The sequence below is a fragment of the Cytobacillus sp. NCCP-133 genome, assembly GCF_026011715.1.
Lineage (GTDB): Bacteria > Bacillota > Bacilli > Bacillales > Cytobacillaceae > Cytobacillus.
In genome coordinates, this window is the sequence record NZ_BRVM01000001.1 from 118907 (window position 1) to 134554 (window position 15648).

General features: G+C 40.3%; 17 protein-coding genes. All 17 read right to left on the reverse strand.

The window, feature by feature from the left end:
• Positions 1-87: 87 nt before the first annotated feature.
• Positions 88-1188: a histidinol-phosphate transaminase gene (hisC, locus tag NCCP133_RS00620; protein WP_264803034.1), complete on the reverse strand. Its 1101-nt coding sequence runs from the start codon at positions 1186-1188 to the stop codon at positions 88-90.
• 98 nt (positions 1189-1286) lie between these two features.
• The gene (aroH, locus tag NCCP133_RS00625; RefSeq protein ID WP_264803035.1) at positions 1287-1661 is read right to left on the reverse strand and encodes a chorismate mutase; all 375 of its coding nucleotides are present in this window, start codon (positions 1659-1661) and stop codon (positions 1287-1289) included.
• A 77-nt stretch (positions 1662-1738) separates the two neighbouring features.
• Positions 1739-2818: a 3-dehydroquinate synthase gene (gene aroB / locus NCCP133_RS00630; protein ID WP_264803036.1), complete on the reverse strand. Its 1080-nt coding sequence runs from the start codon at positions 2816-2818 to the stop codon at positions 1739-1741.
• Positions 2818-3990, reverse strand: coding sequence for a chorismate synthase (gene aroC / locus NCCP133_RS00635; protein WP_264803037.1), 1173 nt, complete (start codon positions 3988-3990; stop codon positions 2818-2820). The genes aroB and aroC overlap by 1 nt, the downstream gene beginning before the upstream one ends.
• A gap of 368 nt (positions 3991-4358) precedes the next feature.
• The gene (locus NCCP133_RS00640) at positions 4359-5132 is read right to left on the reverse strand and encodes a CheR family methyltransferase (protein ID WP_264803038.1); all 774 of its coding nucleotides are present in this window, start codon (positions 5130-5132) and stop codon (positions 4359-4361) included.
• Between the two features lie 101 nt (positions 5133-5233).
• Entirely contained in the window at positions 5234-5680 is a 447-nt protein-coding gene (gene ndk, locus NCCP133_RS00645) for a nucleoside-diphosphate kinase (protein ID WP_264803039.1), read from the reverse strand.
• A 209-nt stretch (positions 5681-5889) separates the two neighbouring features.
• Positions 5890-6852, reverse strand: coding sequence for a heptaprenyl diphosphate synthase component II (gene hepT / locus NCCP133_RS00650; protein WP_264803040.1), 963 nt, complete (start codon positions 6850-6852; stop codon positions 5890-5892).
• Between the two features lie 75 nt (positions 6853-6927).
• Complete coding sequence (gene menG / locus NCCP133_RS00655; protein ID WP_264803041.1) at positions 6928-7635, reverse strand: demethylmenaquinone methyltransferase; 708 nt, start codon at positions 7633-7635, stop codon at positions 6928-6930.
• 3 nt (positions 7636-7638) lie between these two features.
• On the reverse strand, positions 7639-8448 hold the full coding sequence (locus NCCP133_RS00660; protein WP_264803042.1) for a heptaprenyl diphosphate synthase component 1: 810 nt from the start codon (positions 8446-8448) through the stop codon (positions 7639-7641).
• A gap of 322 nt (positions 8449-8770) precedes the next feature.
• Positions 8771-9007, reverse strand: a complete 237-nt coding sequence (gene mtrB / locus NCCP133_RS00665) for a trp RNA-binding attenuation protein MtrB (protein ID WP_264803043.1) — start codon at positions 9005-9007, stop codon at positions 8771-8773.
• A 127-nt stretch (positions 9008-9134) separates the two neighbouring features.
• Entirely contained in the window at positions 9135-9701 is a 567-nt protein-coding gene (folE, locus tag NCCP133_RS00670; protein WP_264803044.1) for a GTP cyclohydrolase I FolE, read from the reverse strand.
• 190 nt (positions 9702-9891) lie between these two features.
• Positions 9892-10164: a non-specific DNA-binding protein Hbs gene (hbs, locus tag NCCP133_RS00675; protein WP_009332755.1), complete on the reverse strand. Its 273-nt coding sequence runs from the start codon at positions 10162-10164 to the stop codon at positions 9892-9894.
• Positions 10165-10729: 565 nt separating this feature from the next.
• Positions 10730-12208 (reverse strand): stage IV sporulation protein A, encoded by a 1479-nt coding sequence (spoIVA, locus tag NCCP133_RS00680; RefSeq protein WP_264803045.1) that lies wholly within the window; start codon positions 12206-12208, stop codon positions 10730-10732.
• A gap of 354 nt (positions 12209-12562) precedes the next feature.
• Entirely contained in the window at positions 12563-13276 is a 714-nt protein-coding gene (locus NCCP133_RS00685) for a hypothetical protein (protein ID WP_264803046.1), read from the reverse strand.
• Between the two features lie 25 nt (positions 13277-13301).
• Positions 13302-13505, reverse strand: a complete 204-nt coding sequence (locus tag NCCP133_RS00690) for a DUF2768 domain-containing protein (RefSeq protein WP_264803047.1) — start codon at positions 13503-13505, stop codon at positions 13302-13304.
• A 388-nt stretch (positions 13506-13893) separates the two neighbouring features.
• Entirely contained in the window at positions 13894-14970 is a 1077-nt protein-coding gene (locus NCCP133_RS00695) for an NAD(P)H-dependent glycerol-3-phosphate dehydrogenase (RefSeq protein ID WP_264803630.1), read from the reverse strand.
• A gap of 132 nt (positions 14971-15102) precedes the next feature.
• Positions 15103-15648, reverse strand: a 546-nt coding sequence (locus NCCP133_RS00700) for a GTP-binding protein (RefSeq protein ID WP_264803048.1), incomplete at its 5' end; no start/stop codon positions are given.

Below are 15648 nucleotides of genomic sequence, written 5' to 3' on the forward strand. Positions count from 1 at the left end.
TAATCCAGAGGCACCGCGACGCCTCTGGATGGGTGGATTATTTATATGAAGAACTCAACACATTTGCGCTACCTTTTTATTTCTCTTTTATAATGCAGCTGCCTGTTTAGCTAGATACAGTTCCATTGCTTCAAGAACCCCTTCATTTTGTTCCTTTGAACCGACTGTCACCCGAACAGAACCAGGGAATCCAAGCGCCTTTCCGGAGCGGACGATAAACCCTTTTTCGAGCAGGAACTGAAATACTTCGTTTGAATCCGCATTAAAATTAATTAAGATAAAGTTCCCCTGTGAAGGGTAATACTGCAGCTCGTGCTTTTCACAAAATGCATAAAATTGCTCAAGTCCTTCGCGATTTTTTTGCCTGCACATTTCAATAAACTCTTGATCTCCAATAGCTGCCGCTGCCGCTGCCTGGGCAAACTTATTTACATTAAACGGCTCCCTAACTGGTTCCAACGCCTTGATTATTTCCGGATTAGCAACTCCATAACCAGTCCGAAGGCTAGCCAGTCCGTAGATTTTAGAAAAAGTGCGTAGCACAATCAGGTTATTAAATTGGCTGATTAGATCAAGTGCATTATAATAATCATCTGCTACAACATATTCATAGTAAGCCTCATCAAGGACAACTAAAATATCTTCAGGCACTTTTTTCAAAAAAGAAAGCAAACTAGATTCATTAATATTGCTTCCTGTTGGATTGTTAGGGCTGCAAACCCAAATGACAGCAGTATTTTCATCGATAGAACCCAGCATTGCATCAAGGTCATGATGTCCGTTCACCAATGGAACTTCCCGAATTTCAGAGCCTTCTAACACAGCATTATGCTTATACTGAGGGAAAGTCGGCACTGCCATAATGGAATTTCTATTCGGTCCAAGCAATGCCCTAGAAATCATTTGGATGATTTCATCAGATCCATTTCCGAATATAATCTGCTCTTCTTTTACAGACAAGTGATCTGCAAGTACTGTCCTTAATTCAGAGGCATAACCATCCGGATAAAGTGCAAAAAATGAAGGGGACTGATTCATTGTGAAAAGAACTTTTTCTGAACACCCGAATGGATTTTCATTAGAAGCAAGTTTCACTATTTTATCCAGCCCATATTCCTTTTTTACTTGATCAATAGATTTTCCCGGCTGATACGGAGTTAAATTCAGAAGCTGTTCCTTCCATTTCATACAATTCCACCTCTTACTATTTTCTTTTCCTTATTATCGAATTAAAGCACGAATTTTATGATCCTATCTTTACATAAAACTCCCTATTAAGGAGAGTCTTATGTTGAACTTGTTGCTTTAAGGTCAGGCCGAAGCTGGATTGCATCACGCAAATAAATGTGGGTAATATTCTGCTGTGTTGAATCCGTATTTACATGCATCATAACCCGAATGCACATTGGCAGAGACCCTTCAACAGGAATCTCCCTCATGCACATAACAGGAACATAAGTCCAGCCTTCTATAGTTCTCAAAGCTTTTGCCGGAAAGCCCGCTGTCAGTTCTTCCGTTACAGAGATAAATACTGAGGCTACGTCTTCTGCTTCTATATTATTTTCTTGGATCATTTTTTTTACCAGTATTCCTGTTGCTTCAATCATTTCATTTTCATTGTTTTCTTCTACGGTGACGGCTCCCCTCACCCCACGAATCACTTGCAACACCTCCGGTTATAACCCTATGGTCTCTATCTATTTGCCTCTTAGCAAAAGGCTTCCTGCCAAGACGGCCTTTACTGCCTAGAAAAATTATCAAGTTCTTTTAGCAGCACATCATCAGGTACTTCACACACGATTGGTTTCCCTATTTCCTGCAGCAAAACAAAACGGACCTTTTGCCCTTCAGACTTTTTATCCTGCTTCATTCGCTCTAGCAGACTTTCATGTGAAAGCTCGTGTGGAAGGACTGCTTGATACCCAAGAGAAGAGAGCCAGTTTTGGAACTCGCCGATATCAAATGTTAGCCCGAGGATTTTCCGGCTTAATTCTAAAGCAAATACCATTCCAACAGCAACAGATTCACCGTGGGTCCATCCCCCATACCCTTTTTCCGCTTCGATTGCATGGCCAAGTGTATGGCCGAAATTTAAATAAGCACGCACACCAGATTCCTTTTCATCCAACGCAACTATTCTTCCTTTTATTTCTATCCCTTTTGTCAGGATATCGCTTAATACGGCTGGAGGAATATCTTCAAGAGAATGAATCTGATCCTTAAGGCTTATATAAAAGTTATTATCATGGATTAAGCTGTGCTTGATCACTTCTGCAAATCCTGAGCGCTTTTCTTTAAGCGGCAGGGAGCCAAGGAAATCTAAATCGTAAAAAACTGCTGCAGGCTGATAAAAGGCGCCAATCATATTCTTGCCTGCCGGATGGTTAATTGCCACTTTTCCTCCGACTGCACTGTCATGGGCCAGTATAGTAGTAGGAATTTGAATAAATGGGATTCCTCTCATATATGTGGATGCCACAAAACCACTTAAATCACCAACTGCTCCGCCGCCAAATGCTAATATCAGAGACTTTCTGTCAAGTCTGCTTTCTAGCGCAAACGTTAGGCAATCATGGTAAACTTGAAAGGTTTTAGCCTTCTCGCCAGCAGGGACCGTACACACCTTAGCATCAAAGTCTTCGAGAGCAGCCTCCAAGGCAGAAAGATGAAGATCTCGCACGGTTTCATCCGTGATAATCATCAAACTTGTCATAGACGGAAATGTTTCTTTTATATATTCGTTTAATCCGCCGATTGCTCCTGACCCAATGTAGACTGGGTAAATCTTTGCATCTGTCTTGATTGAAACGTTTCTCATTAAAACTCCCTCGCAAATCTTCTTTGCTCATCAACCGCTGCTTTTAAAGCATCAATACGATCTGAGTAAAATTGATCTACAATTGCAGCAGCTAATTCCCATGCAATTACATTTTCTGCGACAACTGCAGCTGCTGGAACAGCACAGCTATCTGAACGCTCAATGCTTGCAGAGAAAGGCTCTTTTGTCTCAATATCTACACTTTGCAGGGGTTTATATAAAGTAGGGATCGGTTTCATCACACCTCTGACGACTATAGGCATTCCGGTTGTCATGCCTCCTTCAAAACCGCCAAGGCGATTTGATTTGCGGTAATAGCCTTTCTCGGGATCCCATGCTATTTCATCATGCACCTCGCTGCCAGGTTTTCTGGCTGCTTCAAACCCAATGCCAAATTCTACACCTTTAAAAGCATTAATGCTTACCATAGCACCCGCAAGCTTTGAGTCAAGCTTCCGGTCATAATGCACATAGCTTCCTACCCCCGCAGGCATACCTTCTACAATTACTTCCACAACCCCGCCAATTGAGTCGCCATTCTCTTTCGCCGTGTCAATTGCTTCCATCATCTTTTGCCCTGCAACCGGGTCGAGACAGCGGACAGGAGATTCTTCAGTTATTTCTTTTAATTCCTTTAATGAAGGATATTCTTTCGCTGAAGAAACGACACCACCAATTTCAACAACATGTCCAGCAACCTTAATACCCAGCTCAGAAAGCAGTTTTTTGGCAACTGCACCTGCTGCGACTCTTACTGTTGTTTCCCTTGCTGAAGATCGCTCTAGTACATTTCTCATATCCCTATGGCCATATTTAAGGGCTCCGTTTAAATCTGCATGCCCTGGGCGCGGCCGCGAAATCTTTCTTTTCACTTCTGCCTCATCTGAAGAGGTTAGTGGGTCCTGCCCCATAATCTTTGTCCAGTGTTTCCAGTCATTATTCTCTACCACAAGGGCGACTGGCGATCCTAAAGTAAAGCCATGCCTGATGCCGCCTGTAATTTGGACGGTATCTTTTTCGATTTGCATTCTTCTCCCTCTGCCATATCCTTTCTGGCGTCGGGCTAATTCCTCATTTATATCTGAATCAAACAGCGGCATTCCTGCAGGCAACCCTTCTATAATAGTAGTCAGCTGCGGTCCGTGAGATTCACCAGATGTAAGATATCTCAAAACTCTTTCCCCCTTCAACTCATTAAAGGATTATGTACCAATATAACATAATGCCAAATATAAGAATAGATAAAATTTGAAAATTCCTATAATCTTTTTATTTCTTCTTATGAATGGAGACATTTTAACATGTGAGGAGACAATCTACAAAAAATCAAATCAATATATGACTCCCTCTTGGCGGCAGGCTGTACAAACTGCTCCAGCTGGGCAATGTTTATTTATTCTTTAATAAACTTGAACGAAGGAAGTACGACTGTTTGCGGGCACCTTCTCCGCCCCAATCAACAATTTGCTGAAATTAATAATTAGTTTAAAGCGCCGAAACAAAAAAGGATGACAGCACATCATCCTCATTTCCAACTCGCTTAAAGCTTTCTATAAAAAAAGGTTTCAGCGGATTCCAGCTGGTAGCGTCCTGGATTAAAGATCTGTTCTGTACTTCCTACAAAGAAAATTCCACCTTTTTTTAATGCACCGCTGAACTTTTGATAGAGCCCGTCCTTTGCTTCTTCCGTAAAATAGATTAAAACATTCCTGCATAAGATTAAATCATAGGGCCCCAAAAAATTATCGGCAAGCAGGTTATGTCTTTTAAACACTACCGTCTTCTTTAGATTTTCACTTATTTTAAACACATTGCCATCACGGCTGAAAAATTTTTGTTTCATTTCTTCGGGAACTTCATTAAGTGACCTTTCAGGATAAATGCCCATTTTAGCCCTTGCCAGTGCATTTTCATCAATATCGGTTGCAAATACCTTGATCTGTGATAATGGCAGGAATTTAGACAAATTCATTGCGATTGTATAAGGTTCTTCACCTGTTGAACAGGCAGCACTCCAAATCTTAAGGCTCCTATTCTGATTCAGAAGGGCTGGAAGTATCCCATTCTCCAATACCTCCCACCGCTTTGCATTTCTATAGAATTCCGATACATTTATCGTCATCCGGTCAAGAAACTCATTAAGCAGTTCCTTATCGCTGTTCATTGCATGATAGAATTCCCCAAAAGACTTGAATCCCTTTTTTTCATACAATGAAATTAACCTTCGTTTCATTTGGGCTTCTTTGTAAAGTGATAGGTCTATTCCCGTATTTCTCTTAATATTTATAATAAATTCATGATAATCCTGTGCCATCTATTTCTCCTCTTTGTCCATTCAATCAGCCATTGCTGCAGCTTACCTCTGTATTCGGTTACAAAAAAAGCACTTGTCAGGGACAAGTACTTTCTTAGACATTAGTTAATCCATTCGTTCATAAGCTTATTGTATTCCACTTTTTCCTCTTCTTTGAAAAATAGGCCTATTTCACGCTCTGCACTTGCAGGTGAATCTGATCCGTGGATAACGTTTTTTCCAACAGTGACACCAAAGTCTCCGCGGATTGTTCCTGAAGCCGCATCCTTCGGATTCGTTGCACCCATCATTTGGCGGGCTGTCACAATAACATTTTCGCCTTCCCAAACCATTGCAAAAACAGGACCGGAAGTGATAAAATCTACTAGTTCACCAAAGAACGGACGCTCTTTGTGCTCTCCATAATGTTCTTCAGCTAGCTCTTGGCTAATGCTCATAAGCTTTCCGCCAACAAGCTGGAAGCCCTTCTTTTCAAAACGGGAAACGATTTCCCCAATTAAATTACGCTGAACTCCGTCAGGTTTAACCATCAAAAATGTTTTTTCCATTGAATTCCACTCCTAAAACTTATGTATAGTGATTTGTGATATTCCACGAAAATATTATCACTGTTTTGACAATTTAGCAACAAAAATTTGAAAGCGCTTTTAAAGACCCGCGAAAAATGGCATTATTTCATGGTTTCCGACTAAATTAAATAGCCTAAAATAAAAAAAAATTGCCGGCACCCTTATTCTAAGATGTGCGGCAATGCGAGCTAAAATTTTCTTTTGCCAATAAATTTTGCAATATCGCGTAAAGCTTTCTTCGATCTCGATGGGGGAAGCTCGTCCAATATCTCCAATGCCTTTTGCAGATATCTTTCACTTATTTGAAGTGACTTTTCAATTGCACCAGAAGATTTGATTAATGCAATTATTTTCTCTATATCTGCACGGCTAGTTTCTTCCTGGACCTTAATGATTTCCTGGCGAAACTCGCTATCTTCCATGGCAAACAGGACGGGAAGTGTTATATTCCCCTGATGGAGGTCTCCTCCAGCTGGCTTGCCCAATTCCTTTTCAGTTCCTACGAAGTCAAGAACATCATCAATGATCTGGTAGGACATCCCGACAAAATACCCAAATTTGAAAAGTTTGTTATGTATATCTTCTTCTACACTTGCTGCAATAGCACCCAATTGGCAGCTGACAGCTATCAGCATCGCAGTTTTTCTTTTTATTCTGCGGAAATAAGTCCTTACATTTTGCTCGTAGTTATATTTATCTTTAATTTGTTCAATTTCACCAACACATAGCTCAACAAGAGTATGCGAAAGAATCTTATGTGCATGAGGATTTTCTACCTTTGTGATTAGCTCCAGAGCTCTCGCAAAAATATAATCGCCAGTATACATTGCAATTTTGTTATCCCATTTCGCTTTAATTGTCGGCTTCCCACGGCGCAATTCTGCATCATCTATCACATCATCGTGCACAAGAGACGCCATATGGATCAGTTCAAGCGATACGGCTACATTCTTAATTTTGTCAATATCATAATCCCCGAACTTTGCTGCAAGCAAGACAAAAACTGGGCGAATCCTTTTCCCCCCGGCCTGTAATAAATGCAGTGATGCTTGATGCAAGAGAGGAGACTCTGCTTTTATTGTCTCCTCCAGCTCGTCCTCTATCACATTTAAATCTGAATTTAAAAATGAATACATCATTTTCAATTTCACTTTCTAATTCACCCAGCTTATCAATCTCGTCTGTGGATTTCTGCATATGAAATGAGAAACATACAGAACAAGTTATTATTTTTGTTTCGTACCTATGTGTACAGCTGCCACCCCGCCGCTATATGGCTTATAAGTGACGCTCTTAAAGCCTGCCTCTTTAAACATTTCAGCTAGCTCTTTCATTCCCGGGAAGTCTCTGGCAGATTCCTGCAGCCAGGAATATTCATTAAAGCTTTTGGCAAATAGCTTACCGAACATAGGCATTATAAAGCGGAAGTAGAAATAATAAGCATGCCTATAGCCAAACATCGTAGGCTGTGATGTTTCCAGACAAACAGCTATTCCGCCAGGCTTGACAACACGGTGCATTTCTTTCAGAACCTGCAAATAGTCTGGAACATTCCTTAATCCAAAACCGATTGTGACATAATCGAATGTATTATCCGCGAATGGAAGTTCCATAGCATTCCCATGCACTAATTCCACTTGGTCAAGCTTCCGATCTTTGACTTTTTCTTCTCCTATTTTAAGCATGTTTTTGCTGAAGTCCAAACCGATTACTTTTCCATTCTTGCCTACCGCTTCAGCAAGCGCAATGGACCAATCGGCAGTCCCGCAGCAGACATCCAGTGCTTTTGCACCTTTTTGGACACTCATTTTTTTCATAGTGTCCATCCGCCATCTAAGATGCTGCTGAAAACTGATAACTGAATTCATTTTATCGTAATTGCCGTATATTTTTTCAAAAACACTATGAACTCGTTCTTCCTTTGATTGCTGCATTGCTTACCCTTCTTCCACAAAAGTTTTAGCCACAGACTGACTATGATTATAAATGTAATGAATACGCTGCTCTAACAATTCGTTTACAAAAGGGATTTTCATAAGGTATTGGTCAACCATATTCCTGGAGAAGTCAATATACCTGTCACAAATATGAAGCAGGTAGTTTTGCTGTTCTGCAGAAATCTCTTTCACTTTCGGGAATGTCAGCTTTTTCAGCGCTTCAAAGACAATTGAAGTGCCGTAATGGACAAATTGCTCTTTTTCGGCAATCAGCCTTTTAATGAATAATAAATTGGATGCTATTTCTTTCCACTCTGCTTTGTTATATGCATCTGCCAACTTTTCAAAAAGAGCCGCCTCGATTCTTTTGACTGAATTCATTAAGCTGTCGACGGCAATTGGAGCTTTCTGATAAAGTGAAATCTTATGTTCATTTACAACTTTAATTCCGTCTGCCAGAGACCTAATCATGCCAATATCATCAAGTTCAGAAAGAATTTTATAATACAAACCGCTGTAATATACGCCAGCAAGGACCGTAAGCTGTCTGTTCTTAAGATCTCCGTCTTCTGTCTCGTCGTTCATAACAAGTTCATGGGTATCAAGGGCAATTTGGATAAGCATTGTAGTTATCGCATACTTTTTTGCCTTAATATCCGAAATCTTTAAATCATCAAGGATCGAAATTAAGAGCAGGAGCTTATCTTCATCTATAAAGGGAGAATCAATATACCTGAGCAGATAAGGGTGGTGTATTTTTTTCTCAATCTGTTCTTTAACATCTGCCAATTTAATTTTCACATCATGCATGCGATCACCCTTGTTTCCCCTAAGTTTCTGTTTATTCGAAGCATCGTCCTATCCTGACCCGTGCATAATCAGCAATTGGGCAAAGACAGAAGTGCTTTATTGAGATTATCAGTATATATCTATTACGAACTTTTATATCTATTTTGACCTATTCATCGTTTACTATGAATTTATATAAATGAGGCATAAAAAATCCCTTAGTACAGCTATCTTATTTTACCAGCCTTTATTAATTAAGCAGTGACAATTATATCATAAATTTCACTGCCATGTCAGGAGATTATCATGAAAATCACATTTGAACATTTTCCTAATCGTTATATTATTTTTTTGCTTCACTTTCCAATTCTCCATAACTGGTCATGATCCTTGCATTTCCCCTAATTTTTATCGCAGAAGTATGATCTGTAAATTGGGCAATCATAACTTCCCCCTTGTCAAGTTTTTCCGAATGATGAAACCTTGTGTCAGAACCTCTTGTTAAACCAATTACGTTTACCCCGTCTTCTTTTGCTTTAATAACAATATAATCATTTCCGGCTGCATTCTTCTTTTCCATCGAAAACACTCCTTACTGCATTTTAAAGAACGACAAAAAATAATTACTTACAAAAAAGGCCAAAAGTAATTATCTTTCAGCCTTTCGAAATTGATATATCTGCAGGAATGGCAGTGCCAATTCAAGCTTATTGTTTAATTAATGAAAGCACTTCTGATCTTGCTCTTGCATCCTTTGCAAATACGCCTCTTACAGCAGAGGTGACTGTTTTTGAACCAGGCTTTTTAACGCCTCTCATCGTCATGCACATATGTTCTGCTTCCACAACGACCATAACCCCATGAGGCTCAAGCTTCTCTAAAATTGAATTAGCTACAGTTGATGTAATTCTTTCTTGAAGCTGTGGCCTTTTTGCTACCGCCTCCACAGCCCTCGCTAGCTTGCTTAATCCTGTTACCCTTCCATTTCTCGGGATATATGCAACATGAGCAACTCCGAAAAATGGTACAAGATGATGTTCACACATGGAATAAAAAGGAATATCCTTTACAAGAACAAGTTCTTCGTGATCTTCACCAAATACAGTCTCAAAATATTCTTTAGGATCCTGATTCAATCCCATAAACACTTCTTCGTACATTCTTGCAACGCGTTTCGGAGTATCAAGGAGCCCTTCTCGGTTAGGGTCTTCACCAATTGCTTCTAATATTAAACGTACCGCATCTTCTATTTGGACACGATTCACTTTTGCCATAACTGCTTCCTCCTATGCTATATCACTGTGTGTAATAATATTCATCTTAGCATAACCCTTTTGGTATGCGCAAAGCTGAAAGCATATGGAATAGAGCAATTAAGATATATAAGTTCATTGCAAAACAAGAAAAAACCGCGAAAGAATCGCGGTTTTTAGCTCAAGCATAAGCTTTAAGCACTTATATGTATTACTTTACTGCGTCTTTAAGCGCTTTACCTGGTTTGAAAGCAGGAACTTTGCTTGCAGCGATTTCGATTTCTTCACCAGTTTGCGGGTTGCGTCCTTTACGGGCAGCACGTTCGCGAACCTCGAAGTTACCAAAACCAATTAATTGAACCTTATCACCATTTTTCAAAGCATCTAAGATTGTATCAAAAACAGCATCAACTGCTTTAGTTGCGTCTTTTTTAGAAAGTTCGCCAGCTTCTGCAACTGCGTTAATTAGTTCTGTTTTGTTCATGCCTTTCACCTCCTCCCAATGTCAGTAAAACCCAGAAAAATAAGATTCCTTACATACATTTGTAAACAATATTACTGAATTCTATACGTTATAGCGTGTTTTTGTTCAACAAGCCTAATAATAAATGATGAAAAGAAATATTTCAATCAAAAATTTATTAAGAATCCTTTTATAACAAGGGTTTCGGCCGCTACAACGGTAATTCTGTTAAAAGATTATCACAATCAATTACTCTTATCAAGAATATTTCATGATTTAATGGGAATCTTTTCTTATTTGCAACATATTTGTAATAAGCTGGCCTTTATTTCTTACCCGAAAGGAGTCCAAATAAACATTTTTACAATTTCCGCTCCAGGTACTCGCTTCAGGCAGTCCAGGAGCCCCCTCTCCTCACGCAGGACATTGACTTTTCTTCCCTGAAAAAACACCGCACAAAGGAAATGAATTAGCATTTTCGAGGATCATGTACCCTGCTCCAATCAACTCAGCATAAGTTATTGAAAAGCAACATACTGTACGAAAAAACCAAAAATTAAAAAAGACTCCAATCGGAGCCTTCAGCTTAAAGGATTATGGCAATTAATCCGCCAGATCCCTCATTAATGATTCTTTCTAGCGTTTCTTTTAATTTATATCTTGCGTTTTCAGGCATTAGTGACAGTTTAGCCTGGATTCCTTCCCTTACAATTGAACTTAAGCTGCGTCCAAAGATATCTGAATTCCAGATTGATAATGGATCATCCTCAAAGTCTTGCATGAGATAACGTACAAGCTCTTCGCTTTGCTTTTCAGTACCAATGATCGGCGAGAATTCTGATTCAACATCCACTTTTATCATATGGATAGATGGAGCAACGGCTTTCAGACGCACTCCAAAACGTGAGCCATGGCGCGTGATTTCCGGTTCATCCAGACTCATGTCTGCAAGAGAAGGCGCAGCAATTCCATAGCCTGTTTGCTTTACCATTCTCAACGCATCGGATATCTGATCATATTCTGCTTTAGCATGAGCAAATTCCTGCATCAATTCAAGCAAATGGTCTTTTCCGCGGATTTCTACACCGACAATTTCTTTTAACACTTCATCATAAAGATCATCAGGAGCATACAAGTCAATTTCGGCTACACCCTGACCCATCTCAATTCCTGCGAGTCCTGCACGGTCAATGAACTCATAGTCGCTGAATTGGTGCACTACCCGGTCCACATCTCTTAGCCTCTTAATGTCTTTGACTGTTTCTTTAACAGCCTCCTGATAGCTTTCACGGAGCCAGTGATCCTCATGCAGCACCATTACCCAGCTGGGAAGATTGACATTGACTTCAAGTACAGGAAATTCGTATAGAGCTTCCCTCATTACATTCATAACATCCGATTCCCTCATGCCTTCCACACTCATGGCCAGCACCGGTATATCATACTTTTCAGCAAGCTGATTCCGAAGCGCATCTGTATTCGGATGGTGGGGCTGAACGCTATTAATAATCATGATAAACGGTTTCCCGACTTCCTTTAGTTCATCAATAACCCTTTCTTCCGCCTCAAGATAATTAGCGCGCGGAATCTCGCCAATTGTTCCATCGGTTGTAATGACAACCCCGATGGTTGAATGCTCCTGGATGACTTTTCTGGTTCCTATTTCTGCAGCTTCATGAAAAGGAATCGGCTCTTCATACCAAGGCGTATTAATCATCCTTGGTCCGTTTTCATCTTCGTATCCTTTTGCGCCGGGAACTGTATACCCTACACAATCAACAAGCCTTATTTTTACATCCAGGCCTTCTGCAACTTGAACATTAGCCGCCTGGTTAGGCACAAATTTCGGTTCTGTTGTCATAATCGTTTTTCCTGCGGCACTTTGAGGCAGTTCATCCTGTGTACGTGCCCGTTCTGATTCATTTTCCATGTTCGGCAATACTACGAGTTCCATGAATTTCTTTATAAATGTGGACTTGCCGGTTCGAACTGCGCCAACTACTCCAAAATATATATCGCCGCCAGTTCTTTCGGCAATATCCTTAAAAATATCAACCTTTTCCAAGTGATCCCCTCCTGAAATCTTGAGTTAATGGGATAATATTATCCTATCTATTATGTTTGGACATTATATGTGTATGATGTTGTCCTACATTGTTATGACAGTTTTAATAAATTTTCCCCCCTTACAAGGAAAGTCCCGGTCACCCGCCTGCTGGCTATGCAATTGATAAGCAGTTCGGCGATCTGGAAAAGTCATCCAGACATCCCAGATTTCCTTTTCTAAAATTTTCTGGTTGCTTCCCTTACCGTTTTATTTCTGGTCCTTTATCTTTTCGTCAGAGTAGAAGGGGCATTATAAATGTATAAATGAAAAAACCCTTCTCATACAATATATTTTGCAAGAGAAGGGTTATGACTAATTCACCAAAAAGATTGGATCATTTGTTTCTGGATCTATCGTATAAGGCAAAGAATAGGAAGGCACAAAAGCAGAATCTTCAACAAGTATATCCCTTATATCATCTCCGGGCTTAAAGTTGCTTTTTTTCTCCTTCAGCGCCTGAAAAAGATCGACCCGGTAGTCGACATATACTTCAGCGCTGCCTGTTACTATAAACGGAAGTCCCTGGCCGCTATAAGGGCTAAGCGCCTTTGGCTCTTCTTTAAATCCTAATTTATTAAAGTCCATTGTATAAACATTTTCCGCAATTTGTTCTTTGTATGGCGGAAAGCCATGAGCTTTAATTCTCAGGTTAATGTCCCTGATTGTTTCGGCAATCCGCAAATCGAAGATTTTTACCGTTGGGTCGGTTTCTGCATCAACAAGTACATATTGAAAAACTCCTCCAGACTCAAATGCATTGCCGGGAGGCTCGGCCATATATTTAGGGGCAATTTTCTTAAAGTCAATCGGATATTTTTGATAAATCGGGGTGGTCTGCTCCCTCGTTTTAATCGGCAGGAGACCGCCATTATCTTCCCTGTATTGGTCTACAGCCGATTGCACAGACTGCAGCTGGTCTTTATAGGCAGTTTGATTCTGGAATCGCTTCTCTTCAGGATACATGCAGCCAGTAAGAGACATCCCTGTAAGCAATAGAAGCAAGAATATAGTTAGCGCTTTTTTCATGTAATCAACCCTTTATGTAATCTAGCTAGCTGCTTGTCGGTCCGCTGAATACGACAAGCACAATGATAATTCCGCTTACAATCATCAAAACATAAGCAATCACTGCTGTGATAGCCTTAAATATCCCAGCTTTCAATTTATAGCGGCTAAAATAAATCAATATTATAGACAAAAACATAAATCCCATTGAAGCAAGTGATATCCACATTTTCATTAAAGACGGTGACATTCTGATCAACTCCCTTTTCCGAAAAGTATTATAACACAATAAAAGGAAAAAACTAAAAGCTTTTCCTCTCAGAGAAGATTCCCGGCAGGCATAAAAAAAGCCCTGCAAGAAGTGGTTCTTTCCTTCTGGAAGGGATTGACTTATGACCCCGGGTCCGTATGAGCCGCAACTGGACAAACTGAAATGTGGAGGCGACTTGAGCTAGACAGTTATCTAAGTTCCAAAGGATATAAATTTTGATGTGATAAAAAAACTGAGGTAAAGAAGGGGCAATTCTTTACCTCAGCCGATGGACTAAATATCCCAACACCTTGTTCATTTCACTAGTTTGCTTCGTTGCATTGTATGCAGGAACCTGCCGTCTCGCATCATCTAATGCCTATATTTTTCAATTATTAAGTTTTTCCTGCTTTTTATTCTCTGTTTGATCCTCCAGAACATTTGCAAGGTCTTCCATTTCATGGGTTTTCCCCCGTCCCATTAACATGTCAACAGCATCCTTTGCATTTACATTATTAAAAAGCACATCATAAAGGACATTAGTAATCGGCATTTTCACGTTATATTTTTTGGCTAGCTGATGTGCTGCTTTCGTTGTTCTTACTCCTTCTACAACCATCCCCATATTATCAAGCACTTCCTGCAGGTTATGCCCTTTGCCTAACAGGTTTCCAGCTCGCCAGTTACGCGAATGCACTGAGGTACACGTAACGATCAAGTCGCCTATTCCTGCTAAACCGGAGAATGTAAGGGGACTCGCCCCCATCTTCATTCCAAGTCTGGCAATTTCTGCAAGCCCTCTTGTAATGAGTGCCGCCTTTGCATTATCTCCATAGCCCAGCCCATCCGTAATTCCTGCAGCCAAGGCAATTATATTTTTGAGGGCACCGCCTATTTCTACCCCAATAATATCGGGATTTGTGTAAACTCTAAAATTACTATTAATAAACAAGTCCTGTACTTTCTCAGCAGCTTTCATATTTTTTGAAGAAACTGTAACCGTAGTGGGATGACGCAAGCTTACCTCTTCAGCATGGCTAGGACCAGATAGAACTACAACACTTTCGAGAAGGTCTTCTGGCATTTCTTCATCGATCATCTCAGAAATGCGAAGGAGGGAATCTGGCTCAATCCCCTTGCTGACATGAACAATTGTAAGGGGTTTTGTCCTTATCTCCCTGATTTCCCCCAGGACTTCCCGAATGGCTTTAGTCGGTAGAGCCAAAATCATGATTTGTGTCCCTGCTAAGGCCTCTTCAAGTGATGAATAGCCTCTTATTTCTTCTGGCAGCTGAACGCCTGATAAATATTTTTTGTTGGTATGATGTCTATTTATTTCATCAATTTGCTCAGGCTTATGGCCCCAAAGCCTGATATCATGGCCATTGTCCGCCAATACCATAGCCAAAGCTGTCCCCCAGCTTCCAGCTCCTACAACTGCAACACTTTCTCTATTCCGCTCCATTTGATCACTGCCTTTTAATTTATTTGGATGTTTAATCATCACCCGATCAGTCCGCCCGAACAAAGTCATTAAGCAGAGGCTGCAATTTTCTTCGTTCTTGCTTCCTGTTAAACAAAGACATCGGTCTTCCTGTTATTTTCTTTCTCTTGCAAAGATCCTAATAGGTGTCCCTTCAAAGCCAAAAGCATCTCTGATTCTGTTCTCCAGGAAACGTTCATATGAAAAATGAAGTAATTCGGGATCATTTACAAACACTACAAATGCAGGCGGCTTAACAGCAACCTGTGTAGTGTAATAAATTCTTAGGCGCCTTCCCTTATCAGTAGGGGTAGGATTCATGGCTACTGCATCCATAATGACATCATTCAGGACACTAGTTTCTACACGGCGGGCATGATTTTCACTTGCTTTGTTTATCATTGGGATAAGTGTATGGATACGCTTCTTCGTTTTAGCAGAAAGGAAAACGATCGGTGCATAATCAAGAAATTGAAAATGATCCCGAATATTTTGTTCAAAAGCTTTCATGGTTTTCTCATCTTTCTCAACCGCATCCCATTTGTTTACGACAATGACTACCGCTCTTCCTGCTTCATGAGCATAGCCTGCTATCCGCTTGTCCTGCTCAATAATGCCTTCTTCGCCATCAATGACAACAAGAACTACGTCTGAACGCTC